At 41.3% G+C, this 23,915-nt stretch carries 20 protein-coding genes and 2 pseudogenes; 14 read left to right on the top strand and 8 right to left on the bottom strand.

The window, feature by feature from the left end:
* The 3 genes and pseudogenes from F8R90_RS20940 to F8R90_RS20950 form a co-directional block, all read left to right on the top strand.
* Window positions 1-457, top strand: a pseudogene (locus tag F8R90_RS20940) (photosystem II q(b) protein); the annotation flags it as partial.
* A gap of 247 nt (window positions 458-704) precedes the next feature.
* On the top strand, window positions 705-1,214 hold the full coding sequence (locus F8R90_RS20945; RefSeq protein ID WP_196512288.1) for a hypothetical protein: 510 nt from the start codon (window positions 705-707) through the stop codon (window positions 1,212-1,214).
* 48 nt (window positions 1,215-1,262) lie between these two features.
* A complete protein-coding gene (locus F8R90_RS20950) occupies window positions 1,263-2,150 on the top strand; it encodes a hypothetical protein (RefSeq protein ID WP_190895752.1) in 888 nt (295 codons plus the stop codon).
* Window positions 2,151-2,205: 55 nt separating this feature from the next.
* Here F8R90_RS20950 and F8R90_RS20955 read toward each other — a convergent pair whose 3' ends face one another.
* From F8R90_RS20955 to F8R90_RS20975, 5 genes are all read right to left on the bottom strand, one after another.
* A complete protein-coding gene (locus tag F8R90_RS20955) occupies window positions 2,206-2,925 on the bottom strand; it encodes a hypothetical protein (RefSeq protein WP_196512289.1) in 720 nt (239 codons plus the stop codon).
* A gap of 493 nt (window positions 2,926-3,418) precedes the next feature.
* Window positions 3,419-3,613 carry a 30S ribosomal protein S21 gene (gene rpsU / locus F8R90_RS20960; RefSeq protein ID WP_069073011.1) on the bottom strand — a complete coding sequence of 65 codons (195 nt, stop codon included), beginning with the start codon at window positions 3,611-3,613 and terminating at the stop codon, window positions 3,419-3,421.
* Window positions 3,614-3,736: 123 nt separating this feature from the next.
* Window positions 3,737-4,048 (bottom strand): RNA recognition motif domain-containing protein, encoded by a 312-nt coding sequence (locus tag F8R90_RS20965; RefSeq protein WP_094348369.1) that lies wholly within the window; start codon window positions 4,046-4,048, stop codon window positions 3,737-3,739.
* 395 nt (window positions 4,049-4,443) lie between these two features.
* A complete protein-coding gene (locus F8R90_RS20970; protein WP_196512290.1) occupies window positions 4,444-5,304 on the bottom strand; it encodes a 3'(2'),5'-bisphosphate nucleotidase CysQ family protein in 861 nt (286 codons plus the stop codon).
* Between the two features lie 37 nt (window positions 5,305-5,341).
* Window positions 5,342-6,238 (bottom strand): sugar kinase, encoded by an 897-nt coding sequence (locus F8R90_RS20975; RefSeq protein WP_196512291.1) that lies wholly within the window; start codon window positions 6,236-6,238, stop codon window positions 5,342-5,344.
* Window positions 6,239-6,346: 108 nt separating this feature from the next.
* Here F8R90_RS20975 and rsmI point away from each other — a divergent pair, with 108 nt between their 5' ends.
* The 3 genes from rsmI to F8R90_RS20990 all read left to right on the top strand — a co-directional run bounded on the left by rsmI (window position 6,347) and on the right by F8R90_RS20990 (window position 8,698).
* Window positions 6,347-7,207 (top strand): 16S rRNA (cytidine(1402)-2'-O)-methyltransferase, encoded by an 861-nt coding sequence (gene rsmI / locus F8R90_RS20980; RefSeq protein ID WP_196512292.1) that lies wholly within the window; start codon window positions 6,347-6,349, stop codon window positions 7,205-7,207.
* Window positions 7,208-7,443: 236 nt separating this feature from the next.
* Entirely contained in the window at window positions 7,444-7,722 is a 279-nt protein-coding gene (locus F8R90_RS20985) for a GlsB/YeaQ/YmgE family stress response membrane protein (protein WP_190895741.1), read from the top strand.
* A gap of 58 nt (window positions 7,723-7,780) precedes the next feature.
* A complete protein-coding gene (locus F8R90_RS20990; RefSeq protein ID WP_196512293.1) occupies window positions 7,781-8,698 on the top strand; it encodes a hypothetical protein in 918 nt (305 codons plus the stop codon).
* A gap of 517 nt (window positions 8,699-9,215) precedes the next feature.
* Here the strand turns inward: F8R90_RS20990 and F8R90_RS20995 are convergent.
* Window positions 9,216-9,449, bottom strand: a complete 234-nt coding sequence (locus F8R90_RS20995) for a hypothetical protein (RefSeq protein ID WP_196512294.1) — start codon at window positions 9,447-9,449, stop codon at window positions 9,216-9,218.
* Between the two features lie 370 nt (window positions 9,450-9,819).
* Between F8R90_RS20995 and F8R90_RS21000 the strand changes: the two genes are divergently transcribed.
* Window positions 9,820-13,464 carry a response regulator gene (locus tag F8R90_RS21000; RefSeq protein WP_196512295.1) on the top strand — a complete coding sequence of 1,215 codons (3,645 nt, stop codon included), beginning with the start codon at window positions 9,820-9,822 and terminating at the stop codon, window positions 13,462-13,464.
* Between the two features lie 176 nt (window positions 13,465-13,640).
* Here F8R90_RS21000 and F8R90_RS21005 read toward each other — a convergent pair whose 3' ends face one another.
* Window positions 13,641-14,657, bottom strand: a complete 1,017-nt coding sequence (locus tag F8R90_RS21005; RefSeq protein WP_190895737.1) for a ribose-phosphate pyrophosphokinase — start codon at window positions 14,655-14,657, stop codon at window positions 13,641-13,643.
* 634 nt (window positions 14,658-15,291) lie between these two features.
* Between F8R90_RS21005 and F8R90_RS21010 the strand changes: the two genes are divergently transcribed.
* From F8R90_RS21010 to F8R90_RS21040, 7 genes are all read left to right on the top strand, one after another.
* The gene (locus tag F8R90_RS21010) at window positions 15,292-16,299 is read left to right on the top strand and encodes a decaprenyl-phosphate phosphoribosyltransferase (RefSeq protein ID WP_331000688.1); all 1,008 of its coding nucleotides are present in this window, start codon (window positions 15,292-15,294) and stop codon (window positions 16,297-16,299) included.
* A 76-nt stretch (window positions 16,300-16,375) separates the two neighbouring features.
* The gene (locus F8R90_RS21015) at window positions 16,376-16,936 is read left to right on the top strand and encodes a YqeG family HAD IIIA-type phosphatase (protein ID WP_230966558.1); all 561 of its coding nucleotides are present in this window, start codon (window positions 16,376-16,378) and stop codon (window positions 16,934-16,936) included.
* 59 nt (window positions 16,937-16,995) lie between these two features.
* A complete protein-coding gene (locus F8R90_RS21020) occupies window positions 16,996-17,331 on the top strand; it encodes an SMR family transporter (RefSeq protein ID WP_190895734.1) in 336 nt (111 codons plus the stop codon).
* Between the two features lie 314 nt (window positions 17,332-17,645).
* On the top strand, window positions 17,646-19,247 hold the full coding sequence (locus tag F8R90_RS21025; protein ID WP_196512298.1) for a glycosyltransferase family 39 protein: 1,602 nt from the start codon (window positions 17,646-17,648) through the stop codon (window positions 19,245-19,247).
* 172 nt (window positions 19,248-19,419) lie between these two features.
* Window positions 19,420-21,174: a serine/threonine-protein kinase gene (locus tag F8R90_RS21030; RefSeq protein WP_196512299.1), complete on the top strand. Its 1,755-nt coding sequence runs from the start codon at window positions 19,420-19,422 to the stop codon at window positions 21,172-21,174.
* Window positions 21,174-21,863, top strand: a complete 690-nt coding sequence (gene bioD / locus F8R90_RS21035) for a dethiobiotin synthase (RefSeq protein ID WP_196512300.1) — start codon at window positions 21,174-21,176, stop codon at window positions 21,861-21,863. Before F8R90_RS21030 ends, bioD begins: the two co-directional genes overlap by 1 nt.
* 63 nt (window positions 21,864-21,926) lie before the next feature.
* Window positions 21,927-23,144, top strand: coding sequence for a M20 family metallopeptidase (locus tag F8R90_RS21040; RefSeq protein ID WP_196512301.1), 1,218 nt, complete (start codon window positions 21,927-21,929; stop codon window positions 23,142-23,144).
* A 527-nt stretch (window positions 23,145-23,671) separates the two neighbouring features.
* Here F8R90_RS21040 and F8R90_RS21045 read toward each other — a convergent pair.
* Window positions 23,672-23,915, bottom strand: a pseudogene (locus F8R90_RS21045) (IS4 family transposase); the annotation flags it as partial.

Below are 23,915 nucleotides of genomic sequence, written 5' to 3' on the forward strand. Positions count from 1 at the left end.
CTTGTTCTCTGCAATGCACGGTTCACTAGTAACTTCCTCCTTAGTTCGTGAAACCACCGAAACCGAGTCACAAAACTACGGTTACAAATTCGGTCAAGAAGAAGAAACCTACAACATCGTTGCAGCCCACGGCTACTTCGGTCGTCTAATCTTCCAATACGCTTCCTTCAACAACAGCCGTTCACTGCACTTCTTCCTCGCAGCATGGCCTGTAATCGGCATCTGGTTCACCGCCTTGGGTGTAAGCACAATGGCGTTCAACTTGAACGGTTTCAACTTCAACCAATCAATCATTGATTCTCAAGGTCGCGTTATCAGCACTTGGGCTGATGTAATCAACCGGGCTAACCTGGGTATGGAAGTAATGCACGAGCGCAATGCTCACAACTTCCCTCTAGATTTGGCTGCTGGTGATGTTGCTCCTGTCGCTCTGACTGCTCCTGCTATCAACGGTTAATCATAATCTGAGATACAATCTTCACGATTATCTATAAGTAAAAGACGCTCTCCCGAAAGGGGGGGCGTTTTTGCATTGGGTTAATTAGTACGTTTTTTTGAAGTGCAAAATGATGGGTGTTATATCAAAACTAGACCGCTATAGTTTAGAACTTAGGCAATAATTATCAAAAAGTAAATTTTACGGGTAATAATTGCTAGCAGCGCAGATAATTGCCTCAAAGCTCAATTATAAGGAGAAGCCAATAATGATTTTACACCGTGGGCGGAGGGTAGTAGCTGCTTTCTTGATGTCAGTTATATTGCTGACAACAGCCTGTGCTCCAGAAGCACCTGGACGTTTTGACCAAGCGCAAAAAGAGAGCACTCAACAAAAAAGCGGTCAATCGGTAGCTAAAACTGCAACTCAGGGTAGCGAATTTAATAAACTTTTCCCTAATGCGGATGATGGCTACCAGCGCGTCTATACCCAAGAGAAAAAAGGCTTTGCGGAAGCGAAGTTGAAAAAAGGCGGTAAAGATATCGCGGTGCTGTCTATTTCTGATACCACCAGTACACCTAGCGCAGCAGCAAAGTTCTCGAAGAGCACCAAAAAAATTGGCGGTTATCCCGCAGTAGAAGTTGGTAAGACGCAAACTGCAATTTTAGTAGGTAAGTACCAAGTAAAAGCACTTTCCCGCGATCCGTCATTTACAGCTAGCGATCGCGCAGATTGGCTAGAGAAGTTTAATCTTAATGGTCTGGCTAAACTGAAATGATTTGCACTACGAACATTTAGATAATAAAACCTAAATAAGGAGATTTTTGTGAGCAAATCGATTTTTGAGTTGGTTGATCAATTACCAACCGGCGGCTTGACCATTTCTATGTTGAAGTCCCTCGATTTTGTTGCTCCTGGAGAGTGGCAAAATACTGTCGGCTTTGTCAACACTATTAAGACCGTCACTGGCGAAGATGACGAAGATTTAATTCAGCAAATTGGTGAAAGAGCAATTTATTTATTCAACGACAAATCTCAAGGATACCAAACAGCCTTGTGGTTATATCAAACCGTTGATAGTACAGATAAAGCTCTTGGTGCAGCAGCTTTAGCTAACAAAGTCGGTGAGAAAATTCCTCTGTTGGGTTTTTTAAACTCTGTCACTCCCAAACCTGACAAAGCCCAAACAATCGATCTGACATTAAAATTAGTGGCTGAATTGGTAGCCTTCTGCCAAATTAACGGCATTCCTGGAGACAGCATTGGCGATTTTGTTGCCTCTTTAGGTGAGTATAGTGGTGAATCGCTCATCCGTATGGTGGCATTAGTTTGCGTTGATGGTTTGATCCCCTTAGGCCCAGACTTCATCAGCAAAGCGATATCTGGGCTTAATCAAACAAATCCACAGGAATTAGAAAAAAACTCCACTTTCCAAAATATCAAAGATGTGATTCCAGGGAACAATGCTGGCAGTAAACTCAACTTTATCGGCGAAAGTTTTGACTCAGTTAAAGGTTGGATGAATGGGCTAGTTAGTGCCAATAATTTAACGCCACAAAAGGTTGTCCACAACTTGCAAAGTTTTGCCGATATTGCTGATGACAAGTTGGACTACCTCGCAGCGTTCCTAGATGTAGCAACGAATTATTATGAGCACACCGGCACGCAAACTTTAGCACGTCGCTTGATTGAACGGGCGGTGGCTGAGATTTAGGTTAATGGGGAGTGGGGACTAGGGACTAGGAAGATTTCCCAATCCCCAATCCCTATCAGGGTAAACGCAAATCTGCTGCGATCGCATATAAGTAAGGTTGAAAAATAGCCAAGTTTTCTAGTTTCTCAAACTTACCTGTTTGCGTACCTGGATCAAAGGCAGTGGTAATTACGTAAAGTTTACTGCCATCAAAGGCAACATGACCGATATGTTGCTCTTGTACTTCACCTTGTTGTTTGAGTCCGGCGAACCCATAGCGAATTCCCTGAAGCTTACCAACAGTTACTGGTTGCGGTGGGTAGGCTGAAAAACTAATCTCTTTTCCATATTCACCCTGACGGTCTTTCGCAAAAGCAGCGTAGTGGTCTGCAACCCAAGCCTTGAGTGCTGGTAATACCTGGGTTTGGTATTTGGAACTTTGGTAGTCCACCTGGGAACTATTGGGAATACCCGCTGCTACAAGTTTCTTTTGGAAATCCTCATTGTTTACTAGTGGGTAAATGTTAATCTCAACTGTACCCAAACGTTTCCCTTTAGAAGAGACACACAACAGAGGTGCATTTCCCTCACAAGCAGCAACTTGCCAGTTAGTTGGAGCAGCAGTATTTCCCAGGATTTTCTGCCAGATATTTCCCTCATTAGGGTTGGGAAGTTTTGCAACAGCAGGGGATTTTACCACTTTGGGTACAGAAAATTGGGGGAGAACAAATTTTGCTCCCAGCGGTATTGACACCAGTAAAATAGAACCTAGCAATAAATGATAAAGTCGTAACATTTTCCTGAAAATCTAAAGTTAAGGATTGTAGACTAGATTAACGATATCTACAATACTTTATGGGTATATAGGAAGAATACATTTTTATTGCTGCAAGTTCCGCAAATGGAACCCAACAAATTATAGTGCTTCTTTGTGGAATCAGGTATAAAGTAGGGACGTACAGATGTGCGTCCCTATGAATTGCTCTAAGTAGCTAGGCACAAATAAATTAAAGTTTGTAGTAAGGACTTTAGTCCTGATAAACCTTGCTATGAGCAATTAATCGTTCACTACGAACTAGGATTTTATTGTATGTTTAATTATGCCTACCTACTTGCTTCATGCAATTGAAAACATATACGCATAATAGCGCTGAAAGCAAATACAGCGCTACTAGGAACAGTGTTATTTATTTATGTATGCGTAATTCCTTGTGGCGTTCCGGAGGTATGGCAACAATGAAGAGATGCTGGCTGGATGTGAAATTGAAGGGCAAATTTGCTTAGACTTATTAATTGAAGCGAGAACGTTGTTGACGACGTTGCTTGTGCCTAGCAATTGCTTTACGCTTCTCTTTTTCTATTGGTGTCTCGAAGTGACGCTTTTTTCTCATATCCTGGAAAATTCCTGCTTTAGAAACTTCCCGTTTAAATCTTCTCAAGGCTGATTCAATACCTTCATTCTCCCCTAAAACTACTTGTGTCATTCTCATTCCTCCTTAACGTGGATGAATAGTTTAAAGCTAGATACAAAATAAAATATTCCAGCAGAGTGGAGCCTTTGGCTTTATCTGCTGGAGACTCTAAATGTGAAACTTTAACGAATCGACTTAGTAGCGATTATTGTTGCGGCGGGCATTACCACCACCCCAGCTACCACGAGGAGAACTGCTTCTTTCTTCACGAGGTTTAGCTTTGTTCACTTTCAAGTCACGTCCCATCCACTCAGCACCATCAAGTGCATCAATGGCAGCTTGTTCTTGTGTGTCTGATTCCATTTCAACAAAAGCGAACCCACGAGGCCGGCCTGTTTCCCGATCTGTGGGTAGTTGAACACGATTTACTGTTCCGTATTCTGCAAAAGCCTGCTTTAAGTCCTCTTCTGTAACCTGATAGGACAGGTTTCCGACGTAAATTGACATATAAATCTCCGAATTCAGGGAGTGTAGAGACTTAAATTCGGAGAGACGGTTTTTAGAAATCAAAACTAGTTACTCAACCGAAAATAATCTTTATGTCCATGAGTGTAGCACAGCCTTCAGCCTTTGAAAATCGTCTTATAGTGAATTTTATTCACAAATCAAACCTTTAGGGCAGGTTTGCAGACTTTCCAAAGACTGGCTTTTGTTGGTTGTACTATAAAAGTTACACTTTTAACAGGAAATCGGAATTAACTAGCGATCGCCCAGGTATTTAGTGTTTTGAAAATTAAGCTGTGGACTAAGGGGTAAAGATTATTATCGGTATTGGGGGTAATCATACCATGACTAACTGTATTAAAAGCAAATTAAAAAATATTCATCCTCAAATGGCCCATTTAGCTATGCTCGAACTGCGCTAAAATCTTTTCCGCTTGCTTGCATAGTGCTTCGTGATATTCACCATTACTAGCCAACAAACCTCCCCATTGATTGATATCACCCGTGTTGTACTGCAACGGAGTACCGTCGAAGTGGGTAAATTTACCACCAGCTTCTGTTAAAATCAGTTCTGGTGCTGCCATATCCCAATCTTTGGGCGCAGATTTGCCGGAAAGAGAAATGTAGATATCTGCCTGTTGCTCCACAATGGTAGCGATTTTGCAGCCTACACTACCCACAGATTTATGATTTTGACAGGGTAAATTTTGTAATAAGTAATCTAAGCGTTGGTTACGGTGAGAGCGACTAACGACTAAGGTTAAATCCTCGACTCGTTTACCTGACGACACTTGTAAAGGAACAGAACCATCAGGGGTTTCTACAAATGTACCCCCGCCTTTGATAGCGTAATATAACTTTTTAGCTTCTGGTACTGCCACCACTGCCAAAACAGGGCGTGTTTCCTTGACTAAAGCAATGTGAACTGCATAGTCCCCAGTTTTTTCGATAAAGTCTCGTGTGCCATCCAAAGGGTCAATTATCCATACCCAAGGGGCGGAAGGCTGTGCACCCGAACTTGGCGATTGGTAAGTTTCTTCACTGATATAGGCAAAATCTTCGTTACCCAAAGCTGCTTGTAGCCTCTGCAAAATGTATTGACTCACAGCTACATCGGCAACGGTAACAGGCTCATTCTGTTTATATTGGACTTCTAAGTTAGGATCTTTTGCAGTGCCATCATAATACGATCGCAGTATATCTGCTGCGCCCCAACCTACCTCACGAGCGATCGCTAATATTTCTTGTAAGTCTTTCATTAAATTTGACCTTATATAATTTTATTAACCTGACTAATCAGCCCTTTAAATTCATCCAGCGCCGAGTACCAAAAAATTTACAGGAATCAGCAGCAATATTAGCTGCCAGTGCCAATGCATCAGTAAAACTTTCCCTTAAAATGTAATCACAGAAAGCACCGTGAAAAATATCTCCAGCCCCTAATGTATCAACCGCTTGAATCTGCGGCACATCTACGATACCAGTTTTAGTGCAACTCAAGTATTCAATTGGTTTTTGTCCGTGGGTAATAGCGATGTGAGGAATGCCAAATCCACTCAGATAGGTAAAAACGTCTTCTCCTGTTTGGCAATTGGGGGGATGAAAATTAGCCGAACAGATGGCGTAATCTACAAACGGCAGAATTTCCTCAAATCCAGGCTTCCAACTACCACCATCAATTACTACTGGGATATTCTTGGCTTTAGCCATTTGAGCTATGAAATAGCTAACCGCCATCTGATGTCCATCAATCAGTACTATATCGATATTTTGCAAAATATCTGGTGGGATAGATGCGCTGCTGGCTTGAGTTTTGACAGCATTGATGGAAACTACAGCTCGTTCACCCGTGGCTTGGGTAACAATGATTGAGGAGACAGGCGGTGCTAAATCAGTGGTAGGCTCAAGGTCTGCGATCGCAACTTTGTAATTTGCCAAGTCACCTCGAATTAGCTGTGTCATTGGGTGAGAACCCACTATACCTAAGACTGTAGCCTGATTTCCTAAATAATTGAAAGTCACAGCCGCGTTTGTTGCTGGCCCCCCTGCCGCTACAGTATAGTCAGTAGCGACAATCTTCTGATTATTTTTAGGGGCAGAGTCAGCAAGATAAATCAAATCCAAGGTTACTAAACCTACAAATAATCCACGATCCGATTTTGAATTTTGAATTTTGGATTTTAGATTATCCATTTCTCATATATATTCGTAATTTTGTACAGACGCGATTCATCGCGTCTCTCCTGTCTCTCCTACACAGACGCGATGAATCGCGTCTCTACAAACTCCTAACTTTCACTCATGCAAACCGATCCAAAACCAGGAACACTTTATGTTGTCGGCACCCCAATTGGCAACCTGGAAGATATAACCTTTCGGGCGGTGCGAATTTTGCAGACTGTGGATATCATTGCTGCGGAAGACACTCGTCATACGGGGAAACTGCTACAGCATTTTCAAGTTAAAACTCCCCAGGTAAGTTACCACGAGCATAATCGTACTAGCCGCATCCCAGAATTATTAGAGCATTTAGTCAACAATAAAGCGATCGCTCTGGTGAGCGATGCCGGGATGCCCGGAATTTCCGATCCTGGATATGAACTGGTGAAAGCCTGTATTGAGGTGGGAATTCCAGTAGTTCCCATTCCAGGCGCTAGTGCAGCAATTACCGCTTTGAGTGCTGCTGGATTACCAACGGATCGGTTTGTCTTTGAAGGCTTTCTCCCAGCTAAAACTCAACAGAGACAAGAACATTTAGAATCTCTGCAAACAGAATCTCGCACATTAATTTTTTACGAATCGCCCCACCGCTTGCGAGATACTTTGCAAGACTTAGCAGAGGTTTGGGGAAGCGATCGCCAAATTGTGCTAGGGCGGGAGTTAACAAAATTGTATGAAGAATTTTGGCGGGGGACAATTGCCGAAGCGATCGCTCACTACAGCCAACGAGAACCCCAAGGTGAATATACGTTAGTAGTGGCGGGAATTCCAGCTATTCAGCCCCAATTGACGGAAGAGGAACTGAAAGCCGAATTGAGACAGTTAATTAGTCAGGGAATATCGCGTTCGCAAGCTAGCCGTCAGTTAGCAAAATTTACCTCCCTTCCCCGTCGCCAACTCTATCAACTAGCTCTTTCTTTAGTCCTCAGTCCTGAGTCTTGAAATGCTAATATCGCTTTCAGAAAATTGCAAATTCAAATATATACTTACCTTCTTGTGAAGAATTGAATCTACAGAATTATCTGCTTGATATTTTAGGACCGACCTGGTGAATATTCAAATGATATCTAAAGATTTTTGATATTAGTTCTCTAGATAGATCAGGAATTTTGTGGGCAAACTTTAATATGAAATAGTCAAAAGCAAACAAAACAGATTCTCAAGGAAGGAGAAATTTTATGGGTAACATTATTGCTTGGCTGGTTTTAGGCTTAATTGCAGGTGCATTAGCTAAGTTATTTTATCCAGGAACCCAAGGTGGCGGAATTCTTTCCACCATTATATTAGGAATCCTTGGAGCCGTAGTTGGAGGTTATTTGGGTCAAGCTTTGCTAGGAAGTGGTTCGGCAGCCGCCGCATCTGTAGGAGCCTTATCCCTTGGAAGTATTTTATTTGCTGTTCTTGGCGCTATGCTACTGATTTTCCTTTGGGGTTTACTGACTCGTCGAGCTGTGTAATTGCCTCAAATTAGCTAATACTATTGGGAATCATTTCAAGCTGCAACAAACCGATAAAATGACATTAGAAAAAGAGCGAAGAACTATAGGAGTTTTCGCTAAGTGTTCCGATGCACAATTGGTACTTCAGGAACTAAAAGCTTCTAATTTCCCGATGCACAAAGTTTCTGTAATTGCACGGAACGCAGCACAACAAAGTGATATTGCTGGTGTTGAAGTTAAAAAGTGCACTGGCAATACATCCTCAGAAAATACTGGTGGTGCTTTAAACGGTCTTACTGGCTTATTAGTCGGTTTAGTCCTTTGGGTAATTCCTGGTATGGGCAGAGTTATGCTAGCCGGAGCGGAAGCAACAGCGATCGCTACCACTTTAGCAGGTGGTGCGATCAATGCAGCGGCTAGTAGTTTGCATGGTGTGTTGCTAGGTTTAGGAATTCCTAAAGAGCAAGTACAAGATTACAGCGATCTAGTTAGTAAAGGTTACTATTTAGTGATAGTAACCGGCATAGACATAGAAATTCGTGTTGCTAAGAGGATTTTTAATCGCCTTGATATTCAAGGGTTTAGCATGTATGAACCATACTTGACCCCAAATAGCCGCTATAAAAATGCAGTTGGTGTTTTTTATACGCGCCAAGACACAGAAAAAGCACTTACTGAACTGAAAACTGCTGGCTTTCCTATGAGTCAAGTCTCGGTGATTGCTAAGGATATAGACACGCTTAATGGTCTTGCTGAGGTAGATATCAGCAGTTTTAAAGATGAGTACACTACTTTAGGAATTCCTGATAATCTAGGCAGACATTATGAAGATCAAGTGGCCCTTGGCAATTACCTATTAGTCATAAATAGTACTGATATTTACATGGCAGGTGCAAGAGCTATTTTAGAGAGTAACAAAATTCAATATTTTCGGATCTATAACCAATCCGTAGTTAATGCAACTAGAAGCGATCGCGAGGTTATTAGTCAATAGGCTTAGGTTAATACTGAATTCTTCTTAAAAAAGCTTCCCCGATAAGCATTAGTTAAACCTCAAAGTTAATCTTAAGGGGTTTGACACCATAACAGGATTGTGCATATTCCCATAAATTGTTAGGAAAGTATATTGATTTGGCAGAAGTTAGGTTATGACTGAACTGTATTGTTATATACAATAATATGATATTGATGTTGCATATAACATCAATAAGCACAATATATATTTAACATTTATAAAAATTATGGTTAAATGAGCTTAATTTTCACTATTCGGCTTCTCCATTACTATGCAGTAGAGTAAGGCGTAAGTAAACTACCCATTCCAAATCAATGAAAGGCTTGCAGTATAGAAATTGTAAATTCCGTATTAGAGCTTTGTGCTTACTGTAGGATATAGGCTTTTTATCAGTTCTAAAAGTTGCTTAACCATCACAAGAAAATATTGAGCGCTCGTTAAATTACTTAATACACTCCAATGACTTTTTGCTCAAAAGATCATTTCAAGCTGAAAATTAAGCTACAACAGGCTCGTCTTGGGGTAAGATAATATCTGTTTCAAATAGTAAAATTGTAGTTTCACAACCAATCCTACCCATTTCTGGCTCTGAACCCATTTCCATTTCTACAAGATACGACCAGTATCCAGAGTTAAGACAGTATTGTATTATGGTTCCTAATCCACCAATAAATTCTACCTTTTGTCCTTTACAAAATTTTGGCCTTGTTAGGTCAAGTATTGTACTCATAAAAACCACCCTTTTTTAGTTAAAGTCTGTTATTAAATTTATAATCTAATAACAAGCATTTAATTATCCACCACAAGATTCAATTAAAAAAATATATGGGTGCTTCTTTTGAAAGAAGCTACGCTATCTCAAGATTTAATGTTACGCTAATTATCAAATTGTTAGAAAATTAGATTATTTGATATATTTTTTGACGAAAGGGTTAAATATATAAATAAATGTATTTAATTAAAGGATGAAAGTAATATTTTTAGCGTGCAAACAAAATAGAGATATGGCATGTAAATGAAATCTTCATAAATTTGTATAGCTAAAATATAATCCCAATAATGCCAAAAATATAAATAATTGCAATTAACTGCCTGGAGTAATGTTGAAACGTTTGAAGATTGGAACCAAAATTGGAATTAGTTTTGCCCTGAGCTTGGCAACTCTGACCACCATCGGTCTAATCTCATACCAAAGCACCAATGAGCTAATTCAAACTTCACGCAAAGAAAGCCATACCTACCAAGTGTTAAGTCAGCTTGAAGACCTTAACTTGCAACTGACAAATGCTGAGACTGGACAACGCGGTTACATTATTACTGGAGAACAGCGCTATTTAGAACCTTATAACGCTGCCATTCAATTACTGAATCAAAAATTCAAAGAACTTCAAAGATTAACGGCAGATAACCCTAACCAACTAAATCGGCTTGATATTTTACAGCCACTACTAACTGAGAGAATGGCTGTAATGAAAGATGTCATTGACCTACGGCAAATCCAAGGCTTAGAATCTGCCCAGAAAGCTGTCCTGACAGATCAGGGTAAGCAGCTGATGGATAAGATTCAGAAAGTTATCCAGGCAATGAAAACTGAGGAGAATGCATTGCTGAAACAGCGCTCTCAAAGAGCGCAAGCAGCTGCTCAAAAAACGATCGCCAGCATTGTCTATAGCATTCCCTTATTTTCTTTGATCTTAGCTTTGATCGGATTCGCCCTGACCAGACATATTTCAGCACCGCTGAAGCAAGTTTCTGATTTGGCAGAAAGAATGGCGGATGGGGATTTATCGGTGAGTTTACCAGATAGCGATCGCCAGGATGAAATTGGCGTGTTGACGCGCACCTTTAACCAGATGATCGTTAATCTGCAAAACACAACTCAAAAAAATGACGAGCAAAACTGGCTAAAGTCTAATTTGGCTGAATTTACCCAGATGCTCCAAGGGCATCGAAATCTAGAAAGTGCGTCTCGCCTAATATTGTCGAATTTAGCACCACTGATTGGGGCATCGCAGGGCGTTTTTTATGTGATGGACTCCATAGACGACGAGCCTACACTAAAGTTGTTGAGTAGTTATGCTTACAAAGAGCGCAAAAATCTGGCAAATCAGTTTCGCTTGGGCGAGGGACTGGTGGGACAATGCGCCCTAGAAAAACAAAGAATCCTCCTCACGGAAGTTCCTAATGACTATATCCGCATCAGTTCCGGCTTGGGAGAAGCTCCACCGCTAAATATTATTGTGTTGCCCATAATATTTGAGGCAGAGGTGAGTGCTGTAATTGAACTTGCTTCATTTGGTTCTTTCAGCTATCTGCATCTGACATTTTTAGAGCAATTGAGTGAAATTCTTGGTGTATTTTTAAATAATATCGCCTCACAATTTCAAACCCAGCAACTACTTGAAGAGTCTGTTGCTTTAACAGAGGAACTGCAAACTCAGCAAGAAGAACTACAACAGAGCAATCAACGCCTAGAAGAACAGGCGCACGAGTTAGAAGAATCACAATTTCTTGTCAAGCAGTCTAACGAAGAATTACAACAACTAAATGAAGAGCTAGAAGAAAAGGCAGAGTTGTTAGAAGTTCAAAATCGGGAAGTTGCTCGCAAGAACCAGGAAGTTGAGCGGGCGAGGAAGTCTTTGGAAGAAAAAGCTGAACAACTGGCGTTGTCTTCCAAATATAAGTCGGAATTTCTTGCGAATATGTCCCACGAGTTACGAACACCGCTAAATAGCCTGTTAATTTTAGCAAGGCTGCTAGCAGATAACTCTCTTAACAACTTGACCGACAAACAGGTAGAGTACAGCCGGACTATTTACTCGGCTGGGACTGATTTGCTGGAATTGATCAATGACATTCTAGATTTGGCAAAAATTGAGTCGGGTACTATGTCGCTCGATATTGAGCAAATTGCTCTTGCAGATTTGGAAACATCTCTAGAGCAGACTTTCCGGCAGCTTGCGCACAATAAAGAACTCAATTTTACTATTGAACGGGATGAGAAGTTACCACCGACAATTTATAACGACTCCAAACGTCTGCAACAAGTGCTGAAAAATCTCCTAGCTAATGCCTTTAAATTTACGGAACAGGGAAGCGTAAAGTTACAAATTCGCATGGCAGATGAGACAGCCTCAGCTGATAATCCGATGATTGCTTTTGCAGTTAGCGACACGGGCATAGGCATTCCAGCCGAGAAACAGAAGATTGTTTTCGAGGCATTTCAACAAGCAGACGGCACAACCAGCCGCAAGTACGGCGGAACTGGCTTGGGCTTGTCCATCAGCCGCGAACTGGCTCAACTGTTGGGCGGAAGAATTGAACTAGTCAGCCAACCAGGGCAGGGAAGCACCTTCACCCTTTACTTGCCTAGGCGACAGGAAAAGAATATTCAAAATACTCTCACTACACCACCCGCTGAGTTAACCACCTCTATCCGCACAGCGTCGATCATAAAAGAAGTGCCAAGGGTCGAAAATAGATCCACAACTGTAGATATCTCTCCAACCGCGAAAGTACTTAGCACCTTCATCAGCGAAATTCCAGACGACCGGGAAATAATTCAACCAGGCGATCGCATTTTGCTAATTATCGAGGATGATGATAAATTTGCCCGCATCTTACTAGATATGGCCCGTGAGCAGGGATTTAAAACCATTGTTGCTTTACAAAGTAAACAAGGTCTAGCACTAGCGCAACAGTTTAAACCCGATGCAATTATGCTAGATATCCATATGCCAGAGATGGATGGTTGGACGGTGCTAGATCGTCTAAAGCATAACCCAGAGATCAGACACATACCAGTACATATACTTTCTGTTGATGAAAGACAGCAACGGGGATTACAGCTAGGCGCGATTACCTATCTCCAAAAACCCGTTTCTCCAGAAGCGCTAACTCAAGTATTGACTGAGATTAAAGGCTTTATTGAGCGTCAGGTAAAAAATCTCCTCATCGTAGAAGATGACCCCGTACAAGCCCAAAGTATTATCGAACTAATTGGGAATGGCGATGTCCAGAGTACAGCAGTGGGTACGGGAGCAGAAGCACTCTCGATTTTGCGATCGCATCACTTTGATTGTATGGTACTGGATCTTGGTCTGCCCGACATGAGCGGCTTTACACTAATTGAGCAAATAAAGCAAGAACCCAGGCTTTTAAAACTGCCGATCATCGTTTACACCGGCAAAGAACTTAGCCGACAAGAAGAAACCCAACTACGGGGACTCGCAGAGACAATTATCATTAAAAATGTGCGATCGCCAGAGCGGTTGTTAGACGAAACTGCCCTGTTTTTGCATCGAGTGCAGGCAAATTTGCCGCCACCAAAGCGGCAAATGCTAGAGCAACTACACCAAACTGACCCGGTGCTGGCTAATCGGAAAATTTTGATTGTAGATGATGACCTGCGAAATATTTTTGCCCTTACCAGCTTCTTAGAAAGCTATCAAATGCAAGTGCTGTTTGCCGAAAATGGCAGAGATGGCATAGAGAGACTGCAAACTAATCCTGACATTAATATAGTTTTGATGGACATCATGATGCCAGAAATGGATGGTTACGAAACTACCCGCGCCATCCGCCAACAACAACAGTTTCGTTCCTTACCAATAATTGCTTTAACTGCTAAAGCCATGCCAGGCGATCGCGAAAAGTGCATCGAAGCTGGAGCCTCTGACTACATCACCAAACCTGTAGATACTGAGCAACTGCTTTCATTACTCCGGGTTTGGCTGTATCGGTAAGGGAGGGGAAGCAGGGGTAGAAAGAGTTTTCTGTAAACCACCTTGGCAGCTTGAACTATTTGTGTTGTAATCACAGTAAAGAAAGTTTAAAAATGCTAAAAACCCACACTGTGCCCGATCAAGAGGACAATGTGGGTAATTTACGCCCATAATACAAATGACAGTCTTTGTATTGGCTAGCGGAACATACTACTGACTGAAGTATCTTCATGAATCCGCCAGATAGTTTCTCCTAAAAGATTAGCTACTGACAGCACCACTAGTTGTGGAAAACGATTGTTTTCTGGTATGGGAATTGTATTTGTAACAATGACTTCCTCAAACAAGCCACTGGATAACCGCTCCATCGCTGGTGGAGAGAACACTGCATGAGTTGCACAGGCGTATACCTGACGCGCTCCTTCTTCACGCAGTAATCGCGCTCCTTCAGCGATCGTGCCCCCAGTGTCAATCATGTCATCCACCAACACTGCCGTTTTGCCTTTAACATCGCCGATGACGTTTAAAACTTCTGCAACATTATGTGCCTGACGACGTTTGTCAATAATCGCCAGTGGGGCATCATTGAGTTTTTTCGCAAATGCTCTGGCTCGTGCTACACCGCCAACATCAGGGGAAACAACCACAAGATCGGGGAGTTGTTTGCTTGCTAGATAATCCAGCAATACTGGCGAACCGTAAACATGGTCAAAGGGGATATCGAAATAGCCTTGAATTTGAGCGGAGTGCAAATCCATTGCTAGAACGCGGTTAGCACCTGCTTCAGTGATCAAGTTAGCAACCAGCTTGGCGGTTATTGACTCTCGTCCTGCCGTTTTGCGATCAGCACGGGCATAACCGTAGTATGGAATTACTGCCGTCACCTGCCGCGCAGAAGCTCGACGACAAGCGTCAACCATAATCAATAATTCCATCAAATGATCGTTCACGGGTTGACAACATGGCTGGATTAAATAGACATCACAACCCCGAATCGATTCTTGGATTTGAACGTAAAGTTCTCCATCCGCAAATCTTTTGCGAATCATTGGCCCCAAGTCCATACCCACATAACGAGCGACTTCTTGAGACAGCTGTATATTGGCAGAGCCAGAAAACAGCCGCAGGCGATGATTCTCGGTCAGTCCCGTTGCAGATGGTTGCACTTTGAAAGTTGCAGAACTGAGCACAGCAGATCCTCTATGTGCATTCATAACAATACTATAGTTAGAGATTTAATAGATTTAACCGAGAAATCGCCTAAAAAAACATCTGTGAGTTTTGTTGAAACTTCCATACAAAATTTAAACATTTTTCCATAAAATTATCATTTGCTAATTGTCTAGTCTTCTTGGCAAACAAGCTATTGATAGCTTAACTGACATCAAGACCGTCCACTAGGTCTATAGTTCAAATTTTTTGGGTTGAGGTAAACATTGGTATAGTAGGTTCTTCTAACTACCTCATTTATAGCTGACAGTAAAGCATTTACAACTTAAGTGATATTGAAGTTTGTTCTCATACAGTATAGCACCTGCGACTAGGTATATTAAATGTATTTTATTATTCCAGTAATTAGCATTGACAAAAACGACAATTACATAATTTAGAAGTCACTCGCAGTAGAGACAACCCGCCCACACACAGGAAAATTTTTACATAAAGTTTTAATAAAGTTTAAATAAAGATTGATTAAAGATATTTTTATACTCCCAAAATATTACTTAACAAGGGTAATATCATCAGGGTAATATCATCTTAAATGTTAAGTAAAAATGCTTAAAATTTTTTACTGAAACAAATTTTAATTAAATCTAGAAAAGTTGTTCGCTCTAATTTTCCTGAGATATAAAAGCGGAAAGTGTACTTATGGACTCTCGACGGACTTCAGTAGTAGAGAAATCTTTAACTGCCATAGTAACTAGTTCCAAGAAGTCGCCGTACTATCTAGCTGCGATGCGACCGCGACAATGGACAAAAAATCTGGTGGTGTTTGCAGCACCATTGTTTGCATTTAGTATTAATCTGCAATCTCTGCTAGGTAGCCTATTGGCATTTGTATTATTTTGCTGTGCATCAAGTGGCTTCTACTTAATCAATGATATCGCAGATGTTGAATCTGACCGTGAACACCCTGTTAAATGTAAGCGGCCAATTGCCGCTGGATTAGTTAGTATCCGTGTTGCTGCTGGGATGGCATTAATATTGTTAAGTAGTGCTCTGATTTTGGGGTGGTTGCGATCGCCTCAGTTGGGTGCAGCCATAACTGCATACGCCCTGTTGCAGATCGCCTATAATCTGCGACTCAAACGGATGGTGATTTTAGATGTTGGGGCGATCGCTACCGGATTTGTCCTACGAGCCTATGCCGGAGCTGCTGCTACCGGAATTGTTTTATCTAGTTGGTTTTTAATCTGCACTGCAATGCTGGCGCTATTCTTAGGTATTGAAAAACGCAAAGCAGAACTACGGTTAGCACAAATTAAAGGCAACAAACCTCGCTCTGTCCTCAAATACTATTCCTTGCCTCTGCTGGCTCGCATGGAAAATGTCGTAACTACTTGTACGGTTGTCACCTATACTCTTTGGAGCGCAGGCCCTTACTTGCATGGAGCACGCACCTCTTGGATGCTAATCACTTTGCCGTTTGTTTTGTATGGAATTTTTCGCTATCAACTGCTGAGTGATCCTCAGGTGATTGCTAGTTCTAGTGAAAACACTATAGAGCAAGGTGGACGCAGTGAAAGGCCGGAAGAAGTTTTATTGAAAGATTTACCCATCCTATTAACTGTTATTGGTTGGGTGATAGCTTGCTTTGTGATTCTTTTACTCAAACACCAAGGGCTGATCGCATAAATCTAGTAAATGAGTTAATAGCAGAATTTTGGTTTGGCAAGGGAATTTGTGGATGAAAAATTTCAAGGTTTTTTTGATGAAGTGGCGCAAATTGGGTTTTAAACAGAAACGCCATAAGCTTCCACAACATGTCCATACACTCGCTCAAATAAAAATTGACGAAATCAAGGTTTGTGGTGTTAAAGGAATAATTCTCGATTTAGATAACACTATTATTTCTGAAGATGATCGCTACCTATCTCCTTGTGCAGAAGATTGGATTACACAAGCAAAGTTAGCCGGATTGCAATTTTTTATCCTCTCAAATGGGAAACGTCGCTATCGCGTCAAATATTGGTCTCATCGTCTTGATATTCCAGCGCTCAGTCCAGCGAAAAAACCCTTTCCCCCTGCATTTCGACAGGCAATAGCTTATATGCGGTTACCAGCAAAACATGTACTCGTCATTGGTGATAGTTTACATACTGATTTTGTAGGAGCACTACTTTGTGGATGTGGCTACATACAAGTTGCTAGCCTACCGCACCCGCCTCGATGGTGGGAAAAACTTGCTAGCAAATGGGTGCAAATACCTTATCCATCTGGAGAAGAACTTTGGAATTTTGACGGTGCTGCTGGCTATGAAAGCTTCTTATAAATTGTAAATTACTCTTTTTATCAAAAAATATCGCCTTGTAAAGTGACTAAATTTTCACCATGAATAACCAGATAGTTTTTAGTTTACTGATTCTAATCACAGTAGGGTTAAATACACTGGCTCAAAATCTCTTGAAACTAGGAGCAGGACAAAATCCTTTAAATATCTATTTACTAGGAGGGATTTGTAGTTATGGTCTGAGTACGATTTTTTACGTAGTAGTTTTAGGAAAGCTGAATTTATCTGTCGCCTATCCAGTGGTAATAGGGTTAACAATTATATTCACAATGATTACTGGTGCTGTAATTTTGCGAGAAAAAATCTTAGTTTTGCAATGGTTAGGAGCGGGTTTGATGTTGAGCGGTATCGGGGCAATTGCTTTAGGTAAGCATTGACTAGAGCATCGATTCAGTAATCAAAAACCGAACCCCCCAGCCCCCTTCCCTAGCAGGAAAGGGGCAGCCAAACTCTTTGCTATGCTTAACGGCAGGCTTACGTCAAGGTGGAGGGGTTGGGAGAGAGGTTCTTCCAGGATTAATGAATTGGTGTTCTAGTGTTTTAAGAATAGATAAGTTATGTAATTAAAATTGTCAGTATAAAAAACCTTTATCCTAACATTACTAATAAACTACGCTTAACTCATTACATTTATTTGAAGAACTTGCTTGATTACTTTTACGAAAATTGGATTTAAATAAGGTGTGCAGTAATGATTAATGTAGTGTCATTAAAAAGAAATAAAAATATGATTAAAATGTTAAAACAGAGATGGTCAAGATATTATCTATCTGTTTTAATAGTAATTATTTTGGGTGTTTTTCTGCGCTTTTTTCTGTTAGGGAAACAGAGTCTTTGGTATGATGAAGGCTTAACGTTAACTCTTTCTGATTCCTCGACACTTCAAGAGAGCATTGCGAACGTAAGAGCCGTAGGAAATAGTGATAGATTTCAACCACTATACTTTATAGTTCTCTTTTTGTGGCGTCAGATATTTGGTGAAAGTGAATTTGCCCTTCGCTCACTCTCTACTCTTTTAGGAATTGGCTCAACTATTGTTATATTCTTTACTGCTTTGCGGATATATGGAAAAAAGCACGCTTTATGGTCTTTGCTAATCCTGACATTCAGTTCTTTTTGTATTTACTACAGCCAAGAAGCAAGAATTTATGCCTTAGCAATGTTTATAGCTTCACTTCAACTATATTTCTTCAGCAAGGTATTAGTTAAAAACGAAGGTGAGCTAGGTATTTCAATATTGCTATTCAGTATTTTTACCGCTATAGGAATTTTTACTAATATTAACTTCTGCTTTTCCACTACAGCTCTATGTCTATCTCATATTGTTATCTATATAAATTTAAGACAATGGCTGCAATGGTGGCTGCCTGCGGGGTTTTTATCTTTACCGCCAGTATTATATTATCTGTCTTTACCTGGAGCAACTGATCCAGAAAGCATTTCAGTTTCTCGCTTGGGATTCCCCATCATTCAAAATATTATTTTTGTGTTACATGGAATTTTAGTGGGGACAACTTATGGACCTTCAATGGAACAGTTGCGAGGCGATGATAAAGTACAGGTTGTGCTTCGTTACTGGCCTCACATACTTTTATTGGTGATTGTCGGTAGTGTAATTTTTCTGGCTTTAATAAAAGTTTTATTGAGACACAAAAAAAATAACAGAGAGCAGCATCCTGATTACTTCTTTGCTTCTGTTTTTGTTATGACATTTTTACTAGGATTGCTCTTAGCTATTGTTACCAAATTTAATTGGGTACCGCGTCACTCTTATTATCTTTGGTTCCCACTTGCCATGCTTATCCCATCAGCTTTGAGTCAAAGGACTGGTATTAGGTCAAAGCGCTACGGAGTGTCTCAGTTTGCTCAAATCGCTGTCATATCTCTGATAGTTCTGAATATTTATTCTCTTTGTAACTACTACTTTAATGATGACTATCAGAAAGATGACTACCGCTCTACAATCCAGTACATTATAAAAAATCGTTCTTCTTCGACAAAATCTGTAGTTTTATTTGGCAATCTCAGATTATTTAAATACTATGGTGATCCTCTAACTCTGGATGCACATAATTTAGGTAATCAGTTAAGAAAAGGCATTACTGATGAAAATTTTGCAGAAAAAATTGAAAAATTAACAAATAGTGCAGACACAGTTTTGATCGTAGTTAATCGGGAACATCTATTTCCCAAAGGATTGATTGAAAAAGAGATGAGTGATTTGTATAACCTGGATTCTCAAGTTAATTTTACATATTTCAAAATTTATCGTTTTCCCAAGAAGAAAAATTGAATTGGAGATTGCAGACTCTGTAAGTTATACAGTACGAAACAACCTTGCTCTGGTGGGGGTGTACCCGTTGAGTATAGTAGAATATTGCCGCAGGTAACTGTCTGTCGCCTCTTGGACTTAATCTTTGTGGGTGACTGCCTCTTCAGTTGCTAATACACTCAATGATTCGATCATGCAACCACCCATTACAGTTGGCACTGTCTTGCAAAACCGTTACCGCATAATTCAAATTCTCGGACAAGGGGGATTTGGTAGAACCTATCTGGCAGAAGACCAGAGGCGCTTTAACGAACTTTGCGCGATCAAGGAATTGATTTCAACAGCAACGGAGGCTTTGGCTTTGGAGAAGGCCCAAGAGCTTTTTCATCGAGAAGCCGCCATTTTATATCAAATTGAACACCCACAAGTCCCTAAATTCCGGGAAAGATTTGAGCAAGACCAACGTTTATTTTTGGTGGAGGACTACGTTGCAGGTCAAACGTACCAAACTTTGCTGGCTGAACGTCAAGCTCTGGGACAAACTTTCACAGAGGCAGAAGTATTGCAGCTGATTCAGTTGTTGTTGCCTGTTTTAGAGCATATTCACAGTCGAGGGATTATTCACCGGGATATCTCGCCAGAAAATATTATTTTGCGAGATAGTGACGCTAAACCTGTGTTAATTGACTTTGGAGTGGTAAAAGAACTGGCAACGCGTTTACGATCGCCAGAGAGTGCAATGCCAGAAACCACCGTGGGCAAATTAGGCTACTCTCCTAGTGAACAAATGCAAACAGGGGGAGCTTATCCTAGTAGTGACTTGTATGCATTAGCGGTGACAGCAATTGTTTTACTAACTGGTAAAGAACCAAGGGATCTATTTGACGAAAACCAACTAACTTGGAATTGGCAGCGATGGGTAACAGTTAATCCGCGATTGACGCTGGTTTTGAATCAAATGTTGAATCATATACCGAGCGATCGCTATCAAAGTGCTGCTAGTGTATCTCAAGCACTACAACCTTTACAGCAAGTCAGTCTTCCTTCCCTGAATACATCTAACTTGCAGACAATGGCTGTTGGCCGCCGTCCTGATTTTGTACCACCAGCAGCTTCGCCCAAGAAACAACCCGATCCTGTGATTCCACCAAGTCCCCCTAGTTCACTCTTGGATAATCCGTTAGCGATCGCAGCAATTGCCACTGCTGTAGTGATCATCGCAGGATTCGGTTCCTGGGCACTCGTAAGTTCCATCCGCAGTCAGTCGAAAACCCCAGATGAGACGCTTCCACAAAATTTCCCTTCACCAGTGATTTCTGGTGGTACTACATTTACATCCACACCCACACCCACCAACGATCAACCTGTTGTATCTAGTAAGCGCCTCAATCTGGGAGCATCTAATAACACAACCGCAGTTCAAGATACTCTTAAAACAAATCAAATAATCCGGTACACTTTTTTTGCGCAGGAAGGTGACAAGTTAAGTACGTTTATTGACCCAGGAAGCAGCATTTTGCTAACAGTGTTAAGTCCCAATGAACAACCTATTGATAATAATGCCCAGCAAGTAACATCCTATGAAGGCACATTGCTGGTTACTGGTAGATATAGTATTGAGTTAACACTGGTTTCAGGAGTTACCGAAAGCAATTACAATCTCAATGTTGCATTAGAAAAACCAGTCAAACCAACACCTACCCCAATTTTTACAGAAACACCCCTCCCAATTCCGACAGAGACACCTATCCCAATTCCGACAGAGACACCCCTCCCAATTCCAACAGAAACACCCTTTCCAATTCCAACAGAAACACCCTTTCCAATTTTTACAGAAACACCGATTCCAATTCCGACAGAGACACCTACCCCACTTCCGACTACTGGTGAAACGCCAACTTTTCCGCCGGTTGATGAAACACAACCATTTTCTGGCCAAAGAAATTAATGTTAAACACACTATTGATTACTGGAACTGATACAGAAGCTGGTAAAACTGTTTTAACAACAGCATTAGCAGCCTATTGGCAAAAATATTACCCACAGCGTAGCTGGGGAATCATGAAACCGATTCAATCGGGAATTGGCGATCGCGAGTGGTATCAAAAGCTATTTGCACTAGAACAAACCGCAGATGAAATTACACCTTTATACTTTCAAGCACCTCTCGCCCCTCCCATCGCCGCCGCACGAGAAAATCGCCAAGTCGATTTAGCAGTAGTTTGGCAAGCTTTGTCTAAGTTGCGATCGCAACGTGATTTTGTGCTTGTAGAAGCCTTGGGAGGGTTAGGTTCGCCGGTAACTGACGAGTTAACCGTAGCTGATTTAGCGGGAGAATGGCGTTTACCAACGGTATTGGTAGTACCAGTGAGATTGGGTGCGATCGCTCAAGCAGTGGCGAACGTAGCATTAGCTAGACAATCGCGCATAAATCTTAAAGGCATTGTTCTCAACTGCGTCCAACCTCGAACCGATGCAGAAATAGCCGACTGGACACCACCCCAATTGATTCAATCACTTACGAACACCCCAGTTTTCGGCTGCTTGCCCTATTTAGATAATCTGACTGATTTAGATAAACTTGCTCAAGTAGCATCAGATTTAGATTGGGAAACACTGACACATTCAGAACGATAAACTAAGAAAATAAACTAAGTTAGCTGCCTAAGTTAGCTTTATTTCAACTAGCTTGTCTTTATAATGGTTTCTACCTTTCCCAATCCCTCTTCTGTTGATCTATCTCGCATCCGACTTTCAATCCGTTCATTGCAACCGCAATTGGTAGAGTGGCGGCGGCGATTGCATCAACAACCAGAGTTGGGTTTTCAAGAAAAACTGACGGCTGAGTTTGTCTCACAAAAGCTGCAAGAATGGGGAATTGATCATCAAACTGGCATTGCTCACACTGGGATTGTTGCCACCATCAAGGGTAACAAACTAGGTGCAGAGAAAGTTTTGGCGATTCGGGCAGATATGGATGCTTTGCCAATCCAAGAACTCAACGAAGTGCCCTACAAATCGCAGCATGATGGAGTGATGCACGCTTGTGGGCATGATGGACATACTGCGATCGCTTTAGGTACAACTTACTATCTCCAGCAGCATCGCCAAGACTTTTGCGGTACAGTAAAAATTATCTTTCAGCCAGCCGAAGAATCACCGGGAGGCGCAAAGCCGATGATTGAAGCTGGAGTGCTGAAAAACCCAGATGTTGACGCGATTATTGGTTTGCACTTGTGGAATAATTTGCCCTTGGGAACAGTGGGTGTGCGGGCTGGGGCGTTGATGGCAGCTGTGGAGTGCTTTAACTGCACAATTTTGGGTAAAGGTGGACACGGTGCACTACCTCATCAAACTGTTGATTCCGTAGTAGTTGCTGCTCAAATTGTAAATGCCTTGCAAACCATTGTCGCCCGGAATGTTAATCCCATTGATTCAGCAGTGGTGACAGTGGGCGAACTTCATGCTGGAACCAAGCGGAATGTGATTGCTGATACAGCGAGAATGAGTGCCACTATCAGGTATTTTAATCCTAGTTTGAAAGGCTTTTTCAACCAGCGTGTCGAGCAGATTATTGCCGGAATTTGTCAAAGTCATGGTGCGAGTTATGACTTAGAATACTGGTCACTTTATCCACCAGTAATTAATGATATGAAGATGGCTGAATTGGTGCGAACTGTAGCAGAAGAAGTAGTAGAAACACCGTTGGGTATTGTGCCAGAATGCCAAACTATGGCTGCTGAAGATATGTCATTTTTCTTGCAAGAGGTTCCTGGTTGCTATTTCTTTTTAGGTTCTGCGAATCCAGCGAAAGACTTAGCGTATCCCCATCATCATCCCCGGTTTGATTTTGACGAAACGGCCTTGGGAATGGGTGTGGAAATGTTTGTTAGATGCGTGGAAAAGTTTTTGAATTAATCGCAAGTGATTGAAAACCTAGACGCACCCTCCATCAAAAAGGAACAGTGATTCGCAACTTTCGACATTTAAGTACCATTACATCACATCGGGGGTTCGCAGATCAAACCTGTGCAGTTACAAGTGATTCTGGTACTTGAAGAAAATCCGTTATTTGGGATTGTTCCAATTAGTGGGTTGTTGATTACTAGCCTGGAGATTAATGACTTAGAAGACGCAGCAAGTTACGTAAAATGACCGCTACGCGATCGCACTATACCTTAGGTCATTTTCTGTCTTTAAAGTCAATCATGATGGCGTTATTTAATTCTGTAATCCCCTCTGAGTCTGATTTACAGCAATGTTAAGAAAGATCCGGGTAATGGATAGCCCGTGTCGGGAAGGGGGAAATTCAAAGTCTCTCTCCTTTTAGGCTACGGTGTACACACAAGCCCTAAAAACCTAGCTTGATAAGGCTTGACTCGTTCCCAGTCTGCGACTGGGAATGCATTCATTGAGTCAGAGACCTTGCGGGGCTACAAAAAGGGCTAGGATGCAGATAGAATAAGCCTCATAGCCCTCTCTCCTTGTTGGTAGTACTTACGCTTATTAGGACTTAATCTCAATAATTCAGTGACTAACTCATAAGAATTTTCCATGAAATTGATCCAATTGTCGCCATAAAGACCAATATAAAAACTACTATGTCGTCGAACAATCCTTAAGGATTCTTTAATTCGCCCAACATATTTTTGAACACCCATGCGTTTAATTTTTTGACCAGATATAGTT

It is taken from the genome of Nostoc sp. NZL, assembly GCF_015714705.1.
GTDB lineage: Bacteria > Cyanobacteriota > Cyanobacteriia > Cyanobacteriales > Nostocaceae > Nostoc > Nostoc foliaceum_A.